The 17,941-nt window shown below is 35.8% G+C and carries 19 protein-coding genes and 1 pseudogene; 14 read left to right on the top strand and 6 right to left on the bottom strand.

The features are described from left to right. A pseudogene (locus H624_RS12765) lies at positions 1–226 on the bottom strand (ISL3 family transposase); the annotation flags it as partial. Positions 227–396: 170 nt separating this feature from the next. Further along, positions 397–1,341 (bottom strand): LysR family transcriptional regulator, encoded by a 945-nt coding sequence (locus H624_RS0108660; RefSeq protein WP_166627056.1) that lies wholly within the window; start codon positions 1,339–1,341, stop codon positions 397–399. Between the two features lie 130 nt (positions 1,342–1,471). Between H624_RS0108660 and H624_RS0108655 the strand changes: the two genes are divergently transcribed. From H624_RS0108655 to H624_RS0108635, 5 genes are all read left to right on the top strand, one after another. Beyond that, positions 1,472–2,716 (top strand): pyridoxal phosphate-dependent aminotransferase, encoded by a 1,245-nt coding sequence (locus H624_RS0108655; protein WP_240921852.1) that lies wholly within the window; start codon positions 1,472–1,474, stop codon positions 2,714–2,716. Continuing rightward, positions 2,713–3,141, top strand: a complete 429-nt coding sequence (locus H624_RS0108650; protein ID WP_026867233.1) for a RidA family protein — start codon at positions 2,713–2,715, stop codon at positions 3,139–3,141. Before H624_RS0108655 ends, H624_RS0108650 begins: the two co-directional genes overlap by 4 nt. An 85-nt stretch (positions 3,142–3,226) precedes the next feature. Then, the gene (locus H624_RS0108645) at positions 3,227–3,646 is read left to right on the top strand and encodes a VOC family protein (RefSeq protein ID WP_026867232.1); all 420 of its coding nucleotides are present in this window, start codon (positions 3,227–3,229) and stop codon (positions 3,644–3,646) included. Next, positions 3,639–4,025, top strand: coding sequence for an OsmC family protein (locus H624_RS0108640; RefSeq protein ID WP_026867231.1), 387 nt, complete (start codon positions 3,639–3,641; stop codon positions 4,023–4,025). The genes H624_RS0108645 and H624_RS0108640 overlap by 8 nt, the downstream gene beginning before the upstream one ends. A gap of 521 nt (positions 4,026–4,546) precedes the next feature. Then, complete coding sequence (locus H624_RS0108635) at positions 4,547–6,121, top strand: Vga family ABC-F type ribosomal protection protein (RefSeq protein ID WP_026867230.1); 1,575 nt, start codon at positions 4,547–4,549, stop codon at positions 6,119–6,121. A gap of 93 nt (positions 6,122–6,214) precedes the next feature. Here the strand turns inward: H624_RS0108635 and H624_RS0108630 are convergent, their stop codons facing one another. Next, on the bottom strand, positions 6,215–7,402 hold the full coding sequence (locus H624_RS0108630; RefSeq protein WP_026867229.1) for an NADH-dependent flavin oxidoreductase: 1,188 nt from the start codon (positions 7,400–7,402) through the stop codon (positions 6,215–6,217). A 176-nt stretch (positions 7,403–7,578) separates the two neighbouring features. Here H624_RS0108630 and H624_RS0108625 point away from each other — a divergent pair, with 176 nt between their 5' ends. The 6 genes from H624_RS0108625 (at position 7,579) to H624_RS0108600 (ending at position 12,297) form a co-directional block, all read left to right on the top strand. Then, positions 7,579–8,586, top strand: coding sequence for an LLM class flavin-dependent oxidoreductase (locus H624_RS0108625; RefSeq protein ID WP_156889178.1), 1,008 nt, complete (start codon positions 7,579–7,581; stop codon positions 8,584–8,586). Positions 8,587–8,604: 18 nt separating this feature from the next. Then, positions 8,605–8,937 carry a glycine cleavage system H family protein gene (locus H624_RS0108620; protein ID WP_026867227.1) on the top strand — a complete coding sequence of 111 codons (333 nt, stop codon included), beginning with the start codon at positions 8,605–8,607 and terminating at the stop codon, positions 8,935–8,937. A gap of 110 nt (positions 8,938–9,047) precedes the next feature. Then, complete coding sequence (locus tag H624_RS0108615; protein ID WP_371807502.1) at positions 9,048–9,776, top strand: protein-ADP-ribose hydrolase; 729 nt, start codon at positions 9,048–9,050, stop codon at positions 9,774–9,776. A gap of 14 nt (positions 9,777–9,790) precedes the next feature. Next, entirely contained in the window at positions 9,791–10,654 is an 864-nt protein-coding gene (locus tag H624_RS0108610) for an SIR2 family NAD-dependent protein deacylase (RefSeq protein WP_026867225.1), read from the top strand. A 14-nt stretch (positions 10,655–10,668) separates the two neighbouring features. Then, positions 10,669–11,691 (top strand): lipoate--protein ligase, encoded by a 1,023-nt coding sequence (gene lplA / locus H624_RS0108605; protein ID WP_026867224.1) that lies wholly within the window; start codon positions 10,669–10,671, stop codon positions 11,689–11,691. 96 nt (positions 11,692–11,787) lie between these two features. Further along, positions 11,788–12,297, top strand: a complete 510-nt coding sequence (locus H624_RS0108600) for a hypothetical protein (protein WP_026867223.1) — start codon at positions 11,788–11,790, stop codon at positions 12,295–12,297. A 359-nt stretch (positions 12,298–12,656) separates the two neighbouring features. Here H624_RS0108600 and H624_RS0108595 read toward each other — a convergent pair whose 3' ends face one another. Beyond that, complete coding sequence (locus H624_RS0108595) at positions 12,657–13,697, bottom strand: NAD(P)/FAD-dependent oxidoreductase (RefSeq protein ID WP_026867222.1); 1,041 nt, start codon at positions 13,695–13,697, stop codon at positions 12,657–12,659. A gap of 73 nt (positions 13,698–13,770) precedes the next feature. On the opposite strand from H624_RS0108595, the gene H624_RS0108590 reads away from it, so the two are divergent. The 3 genes from H624_RS0108590 to map are packed head-to-tail and all read left to right on the top strand — an operon-like array spanning position 13,771 to position 16,261. Then, on the top strand, positions 13,771–14,334 hold the full coding sequence (locus H624_RS0108590) for a DUF3267 domain-containing protein (protein WP_026867221.1): 564 nt from the start codon (positions 13,771–13,773) through the stop codon (positions 14,332–14,334). Between the two features lie 49 nt (positions 14,335–14,383). Beyond that, positions 14,384–15,457 (top strand): DNA polymerase IV, encoded by a 1,074-nt coding sequence (dinB, locus tag H624_RS0108585; RefSeq protein WP_026867220.1) that lies wholly within the window; start codon positions 14,384–14,386, stop codon positions 15,455–15,457. Between the two features lie 48 nt (positions 15,458–15,505). Continuing rightward, positions 15,506–16,261 (top strand): type I methionyl aminopeptidase, encoded by a 756-nt coding sequence (gene map / locus H624_RS0108580; RefSeq protein ID WP_026867219.1) that lies wholly within the window; start codon positions 15,506–15,508, stop codon positions 16,259–16,261. 58 nt (positions 16,262–16,319) lie between these two features. Here the strand turns inward: map and H624_RS0108575 are convergent, their stop codons facing one another. Both H624_RS0108575 and H624_RS0108570 read right to left on the bottom strand, forming a co-directional pair. Next, positions 16,320–16,892: a beta-class carbonic anhydrase gene (locus H624_RS0108575; protein ID WP_026867218.1), complete on the bottom strand. Its 573-nt coding sequence runs from the start codon at positions 16,890–16,892 to the stop codon at positions 16,320–16,322. Positions 16,893–16,920: 28 nt separating this feature from the next. Then, positions 16,921–17,931, bottom strand: a complete 1,011-nt coding sequence (locus H624_RS0108570) for a YihY/virulence factor BrkB family protein (protein ID WP_026867217.1) — start codon at positions 17,929–17,931, stop codon at positions 16,921–16,923. Positions 17,932–17,941: the final 10 nt, after the last annotated feature.

Raw genomic sequence — 17,941 nt, 5'->3', positions numbered from 1 at the left:
CTGAAACATGAGGTAAGGTGATTCGGGATGTACGCGTGCCATTTTTGACAATACTATAATCGGCATTGATACATCCACACGCTGGACAATGTGTCGGATTATATGTGAGTTTGGCAGTGATAAATAGGGACTTAATACCCTTATAGAAAACTTCTTCAACAGTGGACTTTGTATAATCGAGATTAGGCTCTTTAATTTGAAGTAAAGATGATATAAAATGAGTCATAGGCGTAAATGTTCCTTTCTATTGAGTTGTGGTGACTTTAGTATAAGAACATTTGCGCTATTTTTGTATCATTTTATAGAAAAATACGGTTGATGATTTTTAGTCATCAACCGTATTTATTATAGAACCAATATTTAAAACAGGGCTTAGGATATAATCCTAAGCCCTGTTTATATTGTCTTTGGTTTATGTTGTTCTAAGTATCGAATTAAGTCCCGACTGATTTCAGACGATGAAATGCCTTTTTTATAATACAACTTTATATTTTGGTAGCTGTTTACATCATTCAGTTTATAAAAATAGACGTCATCACTAATATCAATATAGTTGGTCAAACCTGCTCGTACAAAAGCGGGACCAACACCTTTACAGGCAATGTGAAAGGAAGTTAGCATCTGGTCTAAATACATTGACACTTTAGGTTTAAAGTCAGCATTCTTAAACATTTTCATGCTTCTGTTATACATGTCATTACCTTCTCTTAAGAGGAGGAATTTCTCGTTTTTAAAAGCATCTAAATTTACCTTTAAGTCATCATTTTTGTGATATTCACCACTTCTGACAGTATCATATGTAAGTCGATAATTAAACAGTGCTTCGTTAATCTGAGATGCTTTTGGAACAACGAGTAAAATATCATCCTCTGCCCAAATAAGAGACTCATAGTGATAATGTTCACCTTTAGTTTCTACATCTATTATTAAATCTACCACCCCTGATTTTAAGTATTTCATTAAATCATCTGCATTGGCTTCGAGTAAATTCACTGTGTACTGTGGATACTTTTCTTCGAAGTCTTGAATAAGATTAGGTAGGACATATGTACAGAAAAAAGAAGCAGCACCAATGTTAATGATACCCTTGTTCTTCTCACTTAATGCTTTAAACTTATCTTGCATCTCTTTTTCAATCTGCATAATTCTTTCTACAGAGTTTATATAATACTGACCAGCTTCTGTTAAACTGATTGGGTTCGTTCGGCGATCAAACAAAGGTGTGCCAATTTCAACCTCAACTTTTTTAATTGCAGTACTTAGGGCAGGTTGAGAAATGTACAAAGCTTCTGCCGCTTTTGAAAAACTTTGATTTAAGTAAACTGCATACACATAATCCATACTTTTTAACATTTCAGCATTCCTTTCTAACGCACTATAACAAGAAATATATACCATTATAGATTATAGCTATTGGGCATCCAGGCTTTTATCTATTAACATTATTAACTATAGAGAAGATTAATATTTTATGCAAAATAAAAAAGGAAGCGTGATTGAAATGTCATCTATAGAAGATAAGTTTTCAAAGTTAGGTGCAGAATTTGCGCCTGGTCAAGAGGTCAGACAAAGTATTGATGAAATCTCGTTTGATATCGATAAAATTCCTGGTACACCGGTTGATTTTTCACATGGAGATATCGATGCACATGAGCCCATTCCAGGTGTTCAAGAAACTTTTAATGAAGGGTTTGAACTTGGAGGACAGCAAGCATATACAGAATATCGTGGTAGCTTAGATATACGTGAAGATCTTACGAGTAAGCTCACTGACTTTACGGGATGGAAGATGGAAGCGGACAGTAACTTACTCATCACTCCTGGGACCCAAGGCGCACTATTTCTTGCTATGGGTGCTTTAGTTGCACGTGGGGATAAGGTGGCAATTGTTGAACCGGATTATTTCGCCAATAGAAAATTGGTGCACTTTTTTGATGGGGAACTTGTTCCCGTACAATTAAATTATTTTGATAATGAAAAAGAAGCGGGTTTAGACTTAAATGAACTTGAAGAGGCATTTAAGAATGGTGTAAAAACTTTCTTATTCTCTAATCCAAATAATCCAACTGGGGTCATATATTCTAAGGATGAAATTCAAAAAATTGCGGCCTTAGCAGAAAAGTATGGTGTTGCTGTTATTGTCGATGAGCTATACTCGCGTCAGTTGTTCGATGGGAGAGACTATATACATCTGATTACACAAGAAGGTATCAATTCAGAAAATGTCATTACGATCATTGGGCCTTCTAAAACAGAATCATTAAGTGGTTACCGCTTAGGTGTCGCTTTTGGATCCGCAAAAATTATCGAACGTATGGAAAAACTCCAAGCAATTGTTTCTTTAAGGGCAAGTGGCTACAATCAAGCTGTACTAAAACTATGGTTTAATGAGCCAAATGGTTGGATGAAGAATAGAATTGAGAGTCATCAGGCAATAAGAGATGATTTAGTGAAAGTTTTAAATGAGGCAGATGGCTTTAAAGTTCGTCCAACAGAAGCGGGAAGTTATCTGTTTCCTGAAATTCCAGCTATTAAAGTATCATTAGCTGAATTCGTTAAAATATTAAGAGTAAGAGCAGGGGTAACAGTGACTCCAGGAACAGAGTTTGGGAAAGGCTTTGATTCTAGCTTTAGAGTTAACTTCTCACAAGATCATCAAGCTGCAGTGGAAGCAATGAAACGCATTATTCAAGTTGTGGAGGAACTAAGAAAATGAGTGAATTAAATAAGCCAGTTCCACAAGGTAACTATAAGCCAGCATCACGATTTAAAAATATTATTTCAACAGCAGGAATGACACCGAGAAAGAACGGAGAGCTTATTCAAAGTGGGAGAATTTTACACACTGAGTCAATAGAATCTTATAGAGAAGCAATCTTACAAGCCATAGACAATGCATATAGTGCAGCGATGTCTTTGGTTAGTGATGATGAAGTAGTTAAACAGGTCTTATCTATGACTGTTTATGTCAATGCAGATGACGATTTCACTTCACATTCTAAAGTGGCAGATATTGGTTCTGACTACTTATTTAATAACTTGGGAGAGGCTGGTATCGGCTCAAGAGCAGCCATTGGAGTAAAGTCCTTACCAGGAAATGCACCTGTGGAAATTCAGTTAGTTATAGGGGTAGGTAAATAAATGAAAGCACAAGGTTCAGAGCCTTGTGCTTTTTTATTTAGATTAGAAAATTTATAATGAGGTTAATAACAAAGAGGTGATACGATTGAAACCAAACATTGATATTGTCACAATTCCTGTAAAAAACCTCGGGGAAGCTGCTTTATTTTATAAGAAAATTTTTAAATTAGAAGAAGACAATATTTCTGAAGGTGAAAATCATATTGCTATACTGTTTCGTAATAACTTGTCTTTAGTTTTATGTGAAATTGAAAGTTTCGCTGAAATGACTGACCAAGATGTGGAAACTATTAGTACAGCTAGTCTTATTTTAAGTCAAAATGTTGAAAAGAGAGAAACTGTGGATAGTATAATATTAAGTGCTTCTGAACATGGAGGTAAAATCATCTCTAAGGGCAAGGCAGATGAATGGGGGTATTCAGCTATATTTAAAGATTTGGACGATGTAACTTGGGAATTAATCACTTGGAATGAAATAACAAAAAGGAGAATGCATAATGATTAAATTAGTCAAAAATAAAGATCAGGTACACGAAATTACAAATGACAAAAATGTAATGACGGCAGGTGCCGCACAGGACAGTGTGATTGAAGGGTATAGTCCTATTGATTACATTACAAGTTCAGTTGCTATGTGTATGGCACTGACGCTTGATGCTGTACTAGATCGTGGAGAAATTGAAGTTGACTCATATGAAATTAAAACATCAGCTACAAAAGCTAATACAAGCCCATCAAGACTTGAAAGAATTGATGTAGATATTGCATTTAAAGGTAATATTGATGATGCGACTAAGGAAAAATTAGTCCTAATTGCAAAACGTGGTTGCACGATTGGTAATACCATTGAACATGGTGCACCGGTTAATGTGACTTCAAATTAAAAAATGTCCACATCTTAATTAAAAGATGTCCCTCCCCCTTAAGTTTTCACTTCATGAAGTGAAAACTTAAGGGGGAGTATTTTTTGAAGTCGAATATAGTGCACACAACTAGTGAATTATTATATTATATTCAGTTGTTTGATGAGGGTGTTCCGTATGATGCTCTCAGGTCAAAATAAAGTTTACTGTTAAAGAGTAATCACTAATGAGGTAAATCAATAAGCGTTGTTGACAGTATTTTAAGCGGATGTTAATCTGTAAGCAATCTAAGAAAGAGGTGAGCCAATCACATGAAGTTCTAATCCTATTTAACCAAAAACCACGCAAGTGAATAAGTATTTATATTGAATGCTTATTTGTTGTGTTTGTTTTTAGAATAGGATTGGATTCGATATTTGTGTTTGGGTGTGTAGTTGGGTGAATTCTGTCTGCCTATCTATAATCATCTCAATGTGTGGATACCTCCTATTCTATATAGAGATAGGAGGTATTTTTATGCCTCCATTTAAGGAGTAGATATTATGCAGTTACTTGAAATTATGAATTTAAAACACTATGTCAGAGACCGCTTACTGTTTGAAGCCAATCACTTACATGTAGATAATAATCAAATTATCGGCTTAGTTGGTGATAATGGCAGTGGTAAGACTAATTTACTAAGCATTATAGAAGGAACGATTACACCAGAAGAAGGTACGATTGATCGAAAAACGACGGTTGAACTCGTACCTCAGATAAAGGAAATTGGCGATGAAAAAAGTGGGGGTGAAATGACTCAAAGCTATATACAACAGGCAATTAATCATTCAGCCGGCTTATTATTATTAGACGAACCTACAACGCATCTAGATTTTAAACATATCGATTGGTTGAAAGAAAAATTGAACGGCTTGTCTGGAGCAATGATTATCGTCTCTCACGACCGTGATTTTTTATCAGCAATGTGTACTGATATTTGGGAAATAAATGATGAAAAAATTGAATTTTACCATGGTGGCTATGAGACGTTTATAGAAGAGAAGGAAAAGGTAGAACGTCACCAAATGGCAGAGTACGAAAAGTATAAAAAGAAAAAGTCACAACTAGAAGAGGCAATTAAAAAGAAGGAAGCAAAAGCAGCACGGGCAACAAAAGCACCAAAAAGAGTATCAAATTCAGAAGCGAGTCAAATGGGGGCAAAGCCGTATTTTGCTAAAAAGCAAAAGAAATTAAGAAAAACAGCTTCAGCTCTAGAATCACGCTTAGACCAACTAGAAGAAGTGAAGAAACCTGAAGTTCAAGCACCTATAAAAATGCAAGTGTACAATGAAGAAGCTTTAAAAGACCGCATCATTATTAGAGGAGAGAAGGTAACAGGTAATATAAGTAAGCGAATATTATGGTCACCTTTTAGCTTCAATATTAAGAGTGGTGAAAAGGTCGCGGTTATTGGAGCGAATGGGTCAGGAAAAACAACTTTAATCAATAAAATTTTAAATGATTCAAATGAGATAACAGTATCTCCTGCAGTGAAAATAGCATATTTCTCTCAGCATCTGACTATATTAAACGAGAAGAAAAGTATTCTAGAGAATGTGAAAGATAGCTCCTCCCAAGATGAAACAACAATACGAACCGTCCTGGCGAGAATGCACTTTTGGCAAGATGATGTATTTAAGCGAGTTGGTGTCTTAAGTGGGGGAGAAAAGGTGAAAGTCGCCTTGACTAAGCTATTTTTAAGTGACGTCAATGTGCTGGTATTGGATGAACCGACGAATTTTCTTGATATTAATTCATTAGAAGCATTGGAAGCATTAATGAAATCTTATAAAGGAACAATCATTTTTGTTAGTCATGATCGGACGCTTTTAAAGAACGTTGCCAGTCAAATACTCTCGATTGAAGATAGACAGGTTATAGTGTTCGATGGGACATTCACTGAATTTGAAAATAGAAATACGGCAACAAAACGGAATCTCAAAAAGGAAAAATTGATGCTGTTAGACAATAAAATCGCAGATGTGTTGGCAAGATTGAGTATTGAGCCATCAGAGGAATTAGATGCGGAGTTTCAAGACCTTCTCAAGGAGAAAAAGCAGTTAGAGTATGATGATTGATAAAACCAAGAACTCGAAAATAAAACGACTACCAGCAACCAAAAAAAGCTGGACCTCGAATTAAATTCGAAATCCAGCAAATAACAATCAATATCATTTTTCTTCTGCTAACCGTCTCAACTCATCACGTGTTTCTTTTGGGAGACCTTCACCGTAATCCATCATTTTTACAATATCCTTGAAGGCTGCTTCAGGTATTTTGAGGTCATCCAGTTCATCGATAGTAAACTGTAAATCAATCTGATCTTCGTCACCGCTTTGTAGTTTTGCTACAAAATCCGGCTCAGTGATAAAGGGACTAGAGGCACCGACCATATCTGCATACTCGAGTGCTTCTAGGGCTTTATCTGGAGAGTTGATACCACCAGTTGCCATCATTGGCACTCGGCCTTTAACGTGTTCATAAACGACTTTATTGATAGGCTGACCTTGATATTGGCCTTCAGCACGCACTTCATTTTGGTAAATGTTGCGACCCCAAGAGGCGATGGCAAGGTAGTCTAGTCTTCTAATCTTTTCAATCTCATCTACGAAACTCAAGAAGTCTTCTACACTGTAGCCCACTTCGTTTCCGCGTGTTTCTTCAGGTGTACCTCTAAATCCGAAGATAAAATTCTCATCAGCTTCTTCATCAATTACATCTGAAACTGCTCGAATTACTTCTAGACCAAATCTTGAACGGTTTTCTAATGAATCACTACCATATTCATCCGTTCTTTCATTGGAAAATTTAGAAAAGAATGTTTGAATTAGTAGACGCTGAGCAGCGGATACTTCAACGCCATCAAAACCAGCTGCAATTGCCCGTCTGGTTGCATCAGCATAATTTCTAATTACAAGTTCAATTTTTCTTTTTGTCATCGGTAAAACCTGATGTTTTATAGGTGTGTTTAAGGACATAAAGCTCGGACCATAAACCACACCCAAATCCATAATCGCAGTATTGGCGAACCGGCCTGCATGAGTTAATTGAAGAATGGCTTTACTTCCATTTGATTTCATTGCACTTGCGAGTTTTGTAAGTCCTGGAATTGTTCGGTCATCTACTACTGAAAACCCATACTCAAAGAGCTGGCCATAGGGTTCGATGTAGGCAGCACCAGTAACTTGTATAGGTGCTGAGGTCGACCTTCTTAAATGATATTGTTCATCTTCTTTAGTAACCAAACCATCCCGTGTAGAAGAGTTTGTAATCATTGGGGATAGTACAAAACGGTTTTGAAGCTCACTACCGTTTGGTAACTTCAGAGGTTCAAACAAGGGTGAATACTTTTTGTTCATAGTATAGCTCCTTCGTACATTTTCATTTCCTTAATTTAATATTAATGTGCTATATCATAAAAATCAAAGTAATGATTCTAAAGTTACTCGTAAAACAACTCAATTGACGATAAAATTTACCCTAGCTATAATTAATATGATTAACATATATTGTATTTGAAGGATAAGTGGAAATAGTGAAAATAAACTTGCTAGATTATGCAGTGATTGATGAAGGTCAAGATGCGACTACTGCTCTAAAGGAGACGGTCAGACTTGCCCAAAAAGCAGAAGATTTAGGTTTTTACAGGTTCTGGATGGCTGAACACCATGACGTAAATGCTTTTGCGAGTTCGAGCCCTGAGATGATGATGATGCATATTTTAGGCCAAACGAAACGAATTAAAGTTGGCTCAGGTGGTGTGATGCTCCCGCATTATAGTCCTTTAAAAGTGGCTGAAAATTTCAGAGTTATGGAAAACCTTTATGAGGGGCGTGTAGATTTAGGTTTTGGAAATACACTCGGGACACCAGAAGTAAATAAAGCAATGAATGAATATAGACCTAGAAAACAGAGATATAAAGAAAATATTTCAGATATTAAGAAATTTCTCTGTAATGAAGATGATGAAGAACACCGTTTTAATAATGTTCGGGCGAATCCACTCGGTGAAAGTAATCCAGAAATGTGGGTATTATCTACAAGCGTTAAATCAGCTGAACTTGCTGCACGGCAAGGTATTGGCTATACTTTTGGCTTATTTCCACATGCTTCGAGAGATAAGGCTGATGTTGGAAAACTCGCTGTTGAGAGGTATAGAGAAAATTTCATACCATCCAAAGTGATGGCAAAGCCTACGGTGATGATCTCACCATTTGTCGTTGTTGCAGATACAGATGAAGCGGCTGAACATATGGCGAAGGCTTTAGATTTATGGTTACTTGGTAAAATGAATTTCAGTGAATTTGAAAGGTTTCCATCGGTTGAAACTGCAGAAGAATACACTTATACTGTAGAAGAAGTGAAACGTCTGGAATCGAATCGTTCGAGAATGGTAGTAGGTAGTGCTAAAAGCGTTAAAGACCAGCTCGATCAACTCATAGAGAAAATCGATGCAGATGAACTGCTATTAATCCCCTTAATGCCTGGAGTTAACAATCGACATAGAGCATTGGAATTGATAGCTTCAATATATAAATTATAAATAAAAGGATGGTCTACGATGAGAAAAGTTGCGAACTATTTATGGGTTGAAAAAAATGGTGAAGAATATACATTAATCATGACACCAGAACTACAAGATGATATCGGAACAGTTGGTTTCGTAGAATTTACAAAAGCAGAAGAAATTGAGAAAAATGACTCACTATTAGAATTAGAAGCTTCAAAAACAGTCTTAGATCTAGCGTCACCACTAGCAGGTAAAGTAGTAGCAGTGAATGACAAAGCTACAGATGAGCCAACACTTTTAAATTCAGCTAAACCAGAAGAGAGCTGGGTTGTTAAACTTACAGGTGTGGATGAAGCAGAATTTAACGCATTGGCCGATGCATAAGTAAAATAATATTAGGGCCTGCATTCATAGAAACACTTTGAATGTAGGCTCTTTTTTTAGGTGATAATATGATGAACCAAACAGAACGGTTACATTTTTTGATTTCATATATGCTACAAGAAAAAGGAGAGGAGCAGGTAATTCCGAAGTCATTTGAAGAAAGATTTAAAATGTACCGAGGACTTGCCAATGAAAGACCAGCCAAGAAAATTAGTCGTGAATATTTAGACGTTCAAGATATGTTTCTAAGAGATTATAACAAAGAAAATATTATAAACTTTAAAGACTTAGAACCCATCGATGATGCACTATATTTATGGCAAGGTGATATTACTACATTGAAAATAGATGCAATTGTCAATGCTGCGAATGTAGATTTGATTGGTTGTTTGATTCCAAATCATAACTGTATCGATAACATTATTCATACTAAAGCGGGTCTACAACTTAGACTTGTTTGTGCAAAAATAATCGCTAAACAGGGCCGTAAAGAAGCGGTCGGGCGAGCGAAGATCACTGATGGTTACAATCTCCCTGCCTCATATATTTTGCATACTGTTGGGCCAGTTGTCACAGGCAATAAGGTGTCTCCACTAAAAAGAGACCTATTGAAGAAATGTTACACGAGTTGCTTACAAGTTGCAGAAGAAACAGGCATAGAAAGTATAGCCTTCTGTAGTATTTCAACAGGGGTATTTGGTTATCCTAAAAAAGAAGCAGCAGAAGCGGCAATTGAAGCCGTAAAAGAATATAAAACAAATGAGGATTCTAATATAAAAGTAGTCTTTAACGTCTTTGATGATGAAGCCTATAATACATATGAAAATCTCTTGAAATAAAGGAGCACAAGAAGATGTCAATTTGGCGTACGCTCGAAACGACAGAAGAGGAAAGTCGTACTTTAAAAGGATTGATTGAAGAAGCAGATGCGGTTGTAGTCGGAATCGGAGCTGGTATGTCTGCATCAGATGGATTCACATATACCGGTGAACGGTTTACACGTAACTTCCCTGATTTTATAGAAAAATATAAGTGGTTAGATATGTTACAAGCTAGCCTTGAAAAATTTCCTTCTTGGGAAGAATATTGGGCATTTCAAAGCCGTTTTATTTTGTTGAATTACTTAGACCAAGGTGTTGGTGAAGGCTATCTTGCCTTAAAAGAATTATTAGCTCATAAAGCCCATAGAGTGATAACGACAAATGCTGATAATGCTTTCTATAAAGCTGGTTATGATATGAATAAAGTCATCTATTACCAAGGTGAATATGTGCGTATGCAGTGCTCAGAATTCTGTCATGATAAGACTTACCGTGACGATGAATTGATTAGAAAAATGGTAAGAGAACAAAAAGATCTTAATATTCCTTCAGAGCTTATCCCACGTTGCCCGGAGTGTCACGCACCCTTAGAAAAAAACAAACGTACGGCTGAAAAAGGGATGGTTGAAGATCAATACTTTAATAAACGTCGCGATGATTATAATGATTTTTTAAAGGCACACAATACAGAAAAAACATTATTCTTAGAAATCGGCGTCGGTCATACTACGCCTCAATTTATTAAGCATCCATTCTGGCGAGAGACGAGAACTAATGATCAAGCTCTATATGCTGTAATGAATCAAAAACAATATCGTATTCCTGAAAATATAAGATCTCAAGCAGTATTCTTAACTGATGATATTCAAAAGACAATACTAAATGCTAATAAGTAAAAGGAGATAGAGTAATGTATTTAATTGAACCTTATAGAAATGGTGAGTATATAAAAGACGGTGCCTATGCACTTGCAATGCAAGTTTATGTTCAAAACAATATCTTTTTAGATGAAGGTATCATCTTCCCTTATTACTGTAATCCAAAAATTGAAATTGGTCGTTTCCAAAATACAGTATCTGAAGTAAACCAAGACTATCTCGATGAGAATAATATTATTTTAGTTAGAAGAGATACAGGTGGTGGCGCGATCTTAGTAGATGACGGAGCTGTAAATGTGTGTTTCTTAGTATCTGAAGATACAGGAGTCTACGGTGATTACAAAAAAATGTATGAACCAGTCATTAAATTTTTAAACGATTTAGGTATAGATAAAGTAGAACAAAGCGGCAGAAATGACTTAGTTATCGATGGGAAAAAGGTATCAGGCGGTGCCATGACGATGTCAAATGGTCGTGTATACGGTGGGTTCTCATTACTATTAGATATCAATGTTGAAGCGATGATGAAATCACTCAATCCAAACAAGAAGAAGATTGAGTCAAAAGGCATAAAATCAGCAGAGGCTAGAGTGACGACTCTAAGAGATCACTTAGCAGATGAATATAAAGATATTATGACTGAGGAGTTTAAAGATTTAGTCATAAAAGGCTTGTTAAATATTGATGATGTGAAAGATGCTAAACGCTACGTTTTAACAGATGAAGATTGGGCAGGAATAGATAAACTTGTAGAAGAAAAGTACAAAAATTGGGATTGGAACTACGGAAAGTCCCCTCGTTATTCATATAATAGGGATGCGAGAACACAAGCCGGCACTTTAGACATATCTTTAGAAATTGAAGGTGGCAAGATTGATAAGTGTTCAATTTATGGTGACTTCTTTGGTCAAGGTGACATATCTGTAGTTGAAAATGCCTTGATTGGGACACGCGTGATTAAAGAGGAATTACTAGAGGCATTAAGTGATGTGGATTTAAATTACTATATTGGTAAAATTACAAAAGAAGAAATCGTAGATTTAATATTAAGCTAAGATTTTAGAGTATCGCCAAAATATGGGGATACTCTTTTTCATTATACTTATGGTAAACTAATATTAACTGAACTAGAGTGGATAGGAGGGTGTTTTGTGCAGCAGTTATATGCAAAAGTTATCGATCAAGAACAGCGCCAAGGTGTGACGATTTTGAATGAAAAAAATGAACTTATCGGGGATATATTTGCCACGACAATTTCTGGGTGCGACGATAAAAATACTTATGGATTTAAACATAAAAGTGGAACTGAAATTCTACTTGGACTGCAGAATAGACGATTCAAAGATTTGAATGTTGCAAAATATACCGTTGAATATCAGGGTGTTCATTACACTTTAAAAGAACGTAAACTTCGTAATTTCATGAACTTTCATGTCGAGGGGGTAGTGGACAATACTACTTATATATTTAAAGATGACAAGGAAGTCACTTTAACGATGTATAGAGACGATGACCTCCTTGGTTCAATGAATGATCACAAGATTTATACAGGTGAAACATCTGATATAGAAACGTGTTTAATTATACTAATGTACTTTATGTATAAACTATATAAAAGAGAAGATTACCATCTTGCCAAATTGTTACACCGAAATTGGTAAAATATAAGACAAAAGAATGAATGGAGTGAGGCAGTAAATGTTGAGAGTGTTGTGTATATTGATTCCCTTGATTGTACTATTGCTGCCTCTATTCTTAGACGGCGGCCAAGTACTTATTTTAAACGTGTTATTTATTATACTTGGTTTTATTTTTTCATATGTAAACTATAGATATCGTAAAGATAGAATATGGCTCATTGTTTTTATTATTAACGCTGTGATTTTCCTTTACTATATCTATGCTGTAGTGATGTTTTTTGTTAATTAGAGAACATTATTTTAGGCTAAAAGTCCTGATAAAGTGACTTTTAGCCTTTTTTTAGGATTGAATACAACACTCAAGAAAAAAATTAAAAATCTTAAGTTTCACTTTCTATATAAGAATAGTCGGATAAATCTAAATCCGTCGGCTTTCCGTGAAGGAGATTTGCGACTTCACGTCCGACAAAGGGACTTGCAGTTAATCCGGTTGATCCCATACCATTAACAACAAAGGTATTGTCATCAACGTAACCTATAAACGGTAAATAGTCCCTAGTATACGGCTTCAGACCGACACTCATCTGAGTAATTTCGACTTCGTCTTTTTTAAAGTATTTGTATAATTCGCTTTCCAAATAGTCATAGCTCTCTTTTGTGGGTTGACAATCAAATGAATCAGTATCGATATGTGTTGTCCCTATAACGTATTCATTATCTTCTAAATGCACGATATAGGTCGGGCCAAGTGCCATGACGACAGGAGACTGTTCAACAGCTTGATTTTTTAATCTAAAGTACATTATCTCCGCACGCTGATGAGAAATTTCTGGCTTGTAGCTTTGTTCTTTTCCCCATGCGCCTGTAGCATAAATTTTAAAACTATCATCATCTTCTTTGTACGATTCATTTTTCCACACACCGCCGTGTTCTAAAAAGCCAGCTTTTAAGGCAGCTAATAATTTTTTACCTCTTACTTGCCCACCGCCTTCAACGATTAAAGCAGGGTATTGATTAGTCAAGGCAGGGTGTAATTGATTTAATTCATCGGTCGATAATATTCTTACTTCGCCGACATCTGGATTATCGATTGCTTTATCACTAATTCTTTTGACAGCTTTGTCAAAAATATTTTCCTTAAATAGACATATCGCACCAGAGTTTTTATAGCCGGTAGAAAGTTGACTGTCTGTTTCTAATTCTTTTATAAAACTTGGATAGTAGGAAGCACTTTTTGTGACAAGTCGATACCACTTTTTATTTCTACGTTGACTGATCCATGGACATACGATGCCTGCTGAAGCAAAGGTAGCCTGACCTTCATCATTTCTGTCATAGATTGTCACCTGACTGCCTAATTTAACTAGGTGATAGCCGATCGACACACCAGCTAGTCCACCACCTATTATTGTATAATGCATGTTAACCACTCCTGTGTAACTAAAGGTAAATTTATGTTATGTTTCATATATATTTTATAGAAAGAGGATTTCAATGGATAAGTTAGAATTAAATATATTCCAAGATAAAAAAGCGCTCAAACACATTTCTTGGATTCAAATTATCAGCGCAATACTTGCCTTTATTATTTGTTATCTCATTGAGGGATTGATTATCCATCCTATTGGTAGTGCACTGATTGGTAATGAAAGATTTGGTTTAGCTGTTGCAGTACTTATTATTATCGCACTTTTTATAGGAATTATCATTGTTCACGAAAGTATACATGGACTATTTTTTAAATTATTTAACCCGTCTGCTAAGGTGAACTTTGGCTTTAAAGCAGGCATGGCCTATGCCACTTCACCTGGGACAGTTTATACAAGACTTCAATTTTTAATTATTATCCTAATGCCATTTCTTATTATCACAACGATTATGGTAATTATGATGTTTACGCTCCCTAATCCTGCTTATAAATATTACATCGCAATTCACGCAGGTGCCTGTGCTGGTGATTTTTACTATGCCTATCTCATACTCAAACATAAGCATTTGAAATATGCGATAGATACAGAAGTGGGAATGAGTCTATATGAATCACAACCTGCTGAGTAATCTTTATAGAACATCTGTTCTGTATTTGCTATAATATATTTGGGTGAGGATGATGGAGAGAAGAATCATTCATATTGATATGGATGCCTTTTTTGCACAAGTAGAACAGAATGATAATCCAAATTTAAGAGGAAAACCTGTCATCGTCGGTGGTCGGTCTTACAATAGAGGTGTTGTAGCCACCGCTTCATATGAAGCAAGAAAGTTTGGTGTACATTCAGCAATGCCCACAAAGACTGCCCATAAACTGTGTCCCGACGGCGTATTTGTTCATCCTCGATTTGAAAGATATAAGGAAATATCCGAACAAATTCGGGAGATCTTTTTATCCTATACAGATGATATTGAACCTTTAAGTTTAGATGAAGCTTATTTGGATATTACTGAACTTGTAAACAAGACCCAGTCAGCGAGAACGGTCGCTTTGAAGATACAAAGTGAGATCTTTGAAAAGACAGGTTTAACATCCAGTAGTGGGATTTCATATAATAAGTACCTCGCAAAAATTGCTTCGGGAATGAATAAGCCAAAGGGAATGACTGTTATTGATTATAGTAATGTTCTTGAAATCTTGTTTTCTATGCCGATTGGCAAGTTCCCAGGAGTGGGCAAAGTGACTGAAGAAAAGATGCATGAACTTGGAATCAAAACAGGCAAAGATTTATATGATATGAGTAAGAGTGAATTAATTTTAAACTTTGGCAAAAGAGGCGAAAGTCTCCATAATAAGGCGCGTGGAATCGGTACGAATAAACTGACTGTCCAAAGAGAAAGAAAGTCAATTGGTAAAGAAACCACTTTTAATTATGACAGAAATGATGACACTGAAATATTAAGTGTACTAGAGACTTTAACAGAAAAAGTAAGTACTCGATTACAGGAAAAAGGTGTTGTGGCTAAGGTTATCACTGTAAAGATTAAAACTGCTAATTTTGAAACTCATACAAGACAGATGATGACGGTTGATCCAGTTTCCTCTGGAGATGATATATATCATTATGCATATAATCTCTATCACGAAGTGAAAGAAGCAGATGTACCGATACGATTAATTGGAGTGACAGCATCAAATCTCAGTGAAAGACTCTATAGAAACATGACCATATATGATTTTATCTTGTAGCATCTTTGATATAATAATAAATAAGACTAAAAGTAAGAAGGTATAAACATGATTGTACAAACAAAAGAAGAACTTGAAAAATTAGATGAGATTGGCCAGATTTGTGGGCGTGTTTTAAAAGATACGGTAGCACATGCAAAAGTTGGCATGTCGACTAAGGAACTTGATGACTTTGCAGGCAAGGAATTAGAAAAATACGGTGCGAAAAGTGCACCAATAAGTGAATATGATTTTCCTGGCTATACTTGCATAAGTATCAATGAAGAGGTTGCACACGGCATCCCAGGTCCACGTAAAATTAAAGACGGGGATATCGTAAACGTCGATATTTCTGCTGTTAAAGATGGTTATTATTCAGATACAGGTATTTCATTTATTGCTGGTGAAGCGGATGATCCATTAAAACAAAAAGTAATTGATGTGACAGCAATGGCATTTGAGGAAGCAATGAAGAAAATTAAGCCAGGTGCTAAAGTTTCACAAATTGGCCGTGCAGTTTTTAATACCGCTAGACAAAATGGACTGACAGTCATTAAAAATCTAACTGGACACGGTGTAGGTAAGAGCTTACATGATATGCCACAACACATAATGAACTATTATGATCCAACTGATAGAACGATTCTAAAAGAGGGCATGGTTATCGCAGTAGAACCATTTATTTCATCTAAAGCGACTATCGTTTCAGATGGTAAAAATGACTGGGCTTTTGAAACGAAAGATGGAAGCTATGTTGCCCAAAAAGAACATACAGTTCTCGTGACTAAAGAAGGTCCAAAATTACTGACGCTTATTGAAGATTAAAGTTAAAATCCTCTTTTCAAAAAGAAGCACCTAACAATGATGTTAGGTGCTTCTTTATCTATTCTTCTACTTTTTCATAGCCATTAATGACGAGGTCTGCTTTTCCTGTTTCTGGGTCCATAATTAGACCATGAACTGGAATACTTTTAGCAAGGAGTGGATGATTTTTCACGTTGTTGACTGTTTCAGTCACACTTTCTTCAACGCTATCGAAACCTTTAAGCCAGTCTCTCACATCAATACCTGAATGATCTAAAGTATTAAAGGTATCTTCAGAAATACCTCTATCTTTCATTTCTTTGATTACAGGATCTGGTTTTAAGGCACCAAAACCGCAATCATGATGGCCCATAATGAATACTTCATCAACGCCTAAGGCATATACGGCAACTAAAATACTGCGCATAGTCGATCCGTATGGGTGAGATACGACTGCACCAGCATTTTTCAGCTGTTTAATATCACCATTTTTTAATCCAAATGCTTTTGTAGCAAGTTCAGATAAGCGTGTATCCATACAAGTTAAAAACACTGCTTTTTTGTTAGGTGTCTTATCTGTCTTATAGGCTTTGAATTCCTCGTTTTTGACGAAGGCTTCATTTGCCTTTAATATTTCTTCTAATAAAGTCATCTTAGACTGACACGTCTCCTTCGTATTCCTATTGACGCTCATAGTTATCCGCTTTTTTTCTTAACTCTCTTTTGTATAAAATTGAGTTAATTTGGGCGCCTAAGATAATTATAACACCAGTAATGTACAACCAGAAAATTAAAATGATCACACCGGCAATTGAACCGTAAGTCGCTGAGTAGTTGCTAAAGTTTGAAACGTAGAAACTAAAGCCCCATGATGCAACTAAAAAGGCAATTGTTGTAAATATTGTACCTGGAATAACGGATTTGAATTTCAGTTTAATATTCGGTGCTGTCACATACATAATTAAGAATACTATCAAGACGAGCAGAACTGGTAAGATACTTCTAATTAAACTCCACACGTATTGGAATTGATCATCTAGGCCTATCACACCAAACATTAGGTCACCAATTTGTCCACCAAAGACAATTAAGACAAATGTCAGAATGACTGATAGTGACAAGATTAGTGTAAAGAAGACCGAGAGTGATTTCGTAACGAAGAAGTTTCGATTATCTTCTACATCATATGCAACGTTAAAGGCATTCATTAGGGCAGTCATACCATTAGAGGCAGACCACAGAGTTAAAATTAAACCTAATGATAATGTGCCACCACCAGAGTTCTCTAACACATCGCCAATGATTCCTTCAAGTAAGCTAGATATCTCGGCTGGTGCATAATCTTGAATAAAGCCAGTAATTACTTCCGGCTGTATTTGAAACAGCGGTACGATTGATAATAAGAAAATAAGCAATGGGAAAATCGCTAGTAGGAAGTAATAGGCTAATTGAGCAGCCATACCTGATGTATTGTCTAGTGAAAACCTAAATAATAATTGATTAAAGAAACCAGATTCATCTTTAACTTTTGCTGGCTTATTAATTTTTGAAACATACACATGTTCCTTGTCTTTTGAAGATACAGACTTAAAATCAATCTTATCTACAAAGACATCGTTCTTATCTTTCTCTTCTTCAGTATTATTCTTAATTTGATTCAGTAGTTTTGACGATGATTTATCCTTTGACATTCATTTCACC

Origin of the sequence: Jeotgalicoccus marinus DSM 19772 (assembly GCF_000425825.1) — a bacterium.
In the GTDB taxonomy this organism is placed as follows: Bacteria; Bacillota; Bacilli; order Staphylococcales; family Salinicoccaceae; genus Jeotgalicoccus; species Jeotgalicoccus marinus.
This window is presented reverse-complemented; position numbering and strand designations above follow the sequence as displayed.

What these genes read in the sequence shown, in the direction of transcription:
- H624_RS0108660 (WP_166627056.1), bottom strand. Translation starts at nt 1,341, where the DNA reads ATGGATTATGTGTATGCAGTTTACTTAAATCAAAGTTTTTCAAAAGCG.
- H624_RS0108655 (WP_240921852.1), top strand. Translation starts at nt 1,472, where the DNA reads ATGCAAAATAAAAAAGGAAGCGTGATTGAAATGTCATCTATAGAAGAT.
- H624_RS0108650 (WP_026867233.1), top strand. Translation starts at nt 2,713, where the DNA reads ATGAGTGAATTAAATAAGCCAGTTCCACAAGGTAACTATAAGCCAGCA.
- H624_RS0108640 (WP_026867231.1), top strand. Translation starts at nt 3,639, where the DNA reads ATGATTAAATTAGTCAAAAATAAAGATCAGGTACACGAAATTACAAAT.
- H624_RS0108635 (WP_026867230.1), top strand. Translation starts at nt 4,547, where the DNA reads ATGCAGTTACTTGAAATTATGAATTTAAAACACTATGTCAGAGACCGC.
- H624_RS0108630 (WP_026867229.1), bottom strand. Translation starts at nt 7,402, where the DNA reads ATGAACAAAAAGTATTCACCCTTGTTTGAACCTCTGAAGTTACCAAAC.
- H624_RS0108620 (WP_026867227.1), top strand. Translation starts at nt 8,605, where the DNA reads ATGAGAAAAGTTGCGAACTATTTATGGGTTGAAAAAAATGGTGAAGAA.
- H624_RS0108615 (WP_371807502.1), top strand. Translation starts at nt 9,048, where the DNA reads ATGCTACAAGAAAAAGGAGAGGAGCAGGTAATTCCGAAGTCATTTGAA.
- H624_RS0108610 (WP_026867225.1), top strand. Translation starts at nt 9,791, where the DNA reads ATGTCAATTTGGCGTACGCTCGAAACGACAGAAGAGGAAAGTCGTACT.
- lplA (WP_026867224.1), top strand. Translation starts at nt 10,669, where the DNA reads ATGTATTTAATTGAACCTTATAGAAATGGTGAGTATATAAAAGACGGT.
- H624_RS0108595 (WP_026867222.1), bottom strand. Translation starts at nt 13,697, where the DNA reads ATGCATTATACAATAATAGGTGGTGGACTAGCTGGTGTGTCGATCGGC.
- H624_RS0108590 (WP_026867221.1), top strand. Translation starts at nt 13,771, where the DNA reads ATGGATAAGTTAGAATTAAATATATTCCAAGATAAAAAAGCGCTCAAA.
- dinB (WP_026867220.1), top strand. Translation starts at nt 14,384, where the DNA reads ATGATGGAGAGAAGAATCATTCATATTGATATGGATGCCTTTTTTGCA.
- map (WP_026867219.1), top strand. Translation starts at nt 15,506, where the DNA reads ATGATTGTACAAACAAAAGAAGAACTTGAAAAATTAGATGAGATTGGC.
- H624_RS0108575 (WP_026867218.1), bottom strand. Translation starts at nt 16,892, where the DNA reads ATGACTTTATTAGAAGAAATATTAAAGGCAAATGAAGCCTTCGTCAAA.
- H624_RS0108570 (WP_026867217.1), bottom strand. Translation starts at nt 17,931, where the DNA reads ATGTCAAAGGATAAATCATCGTCAAAACTACTGAATCAAATTAAGAAT.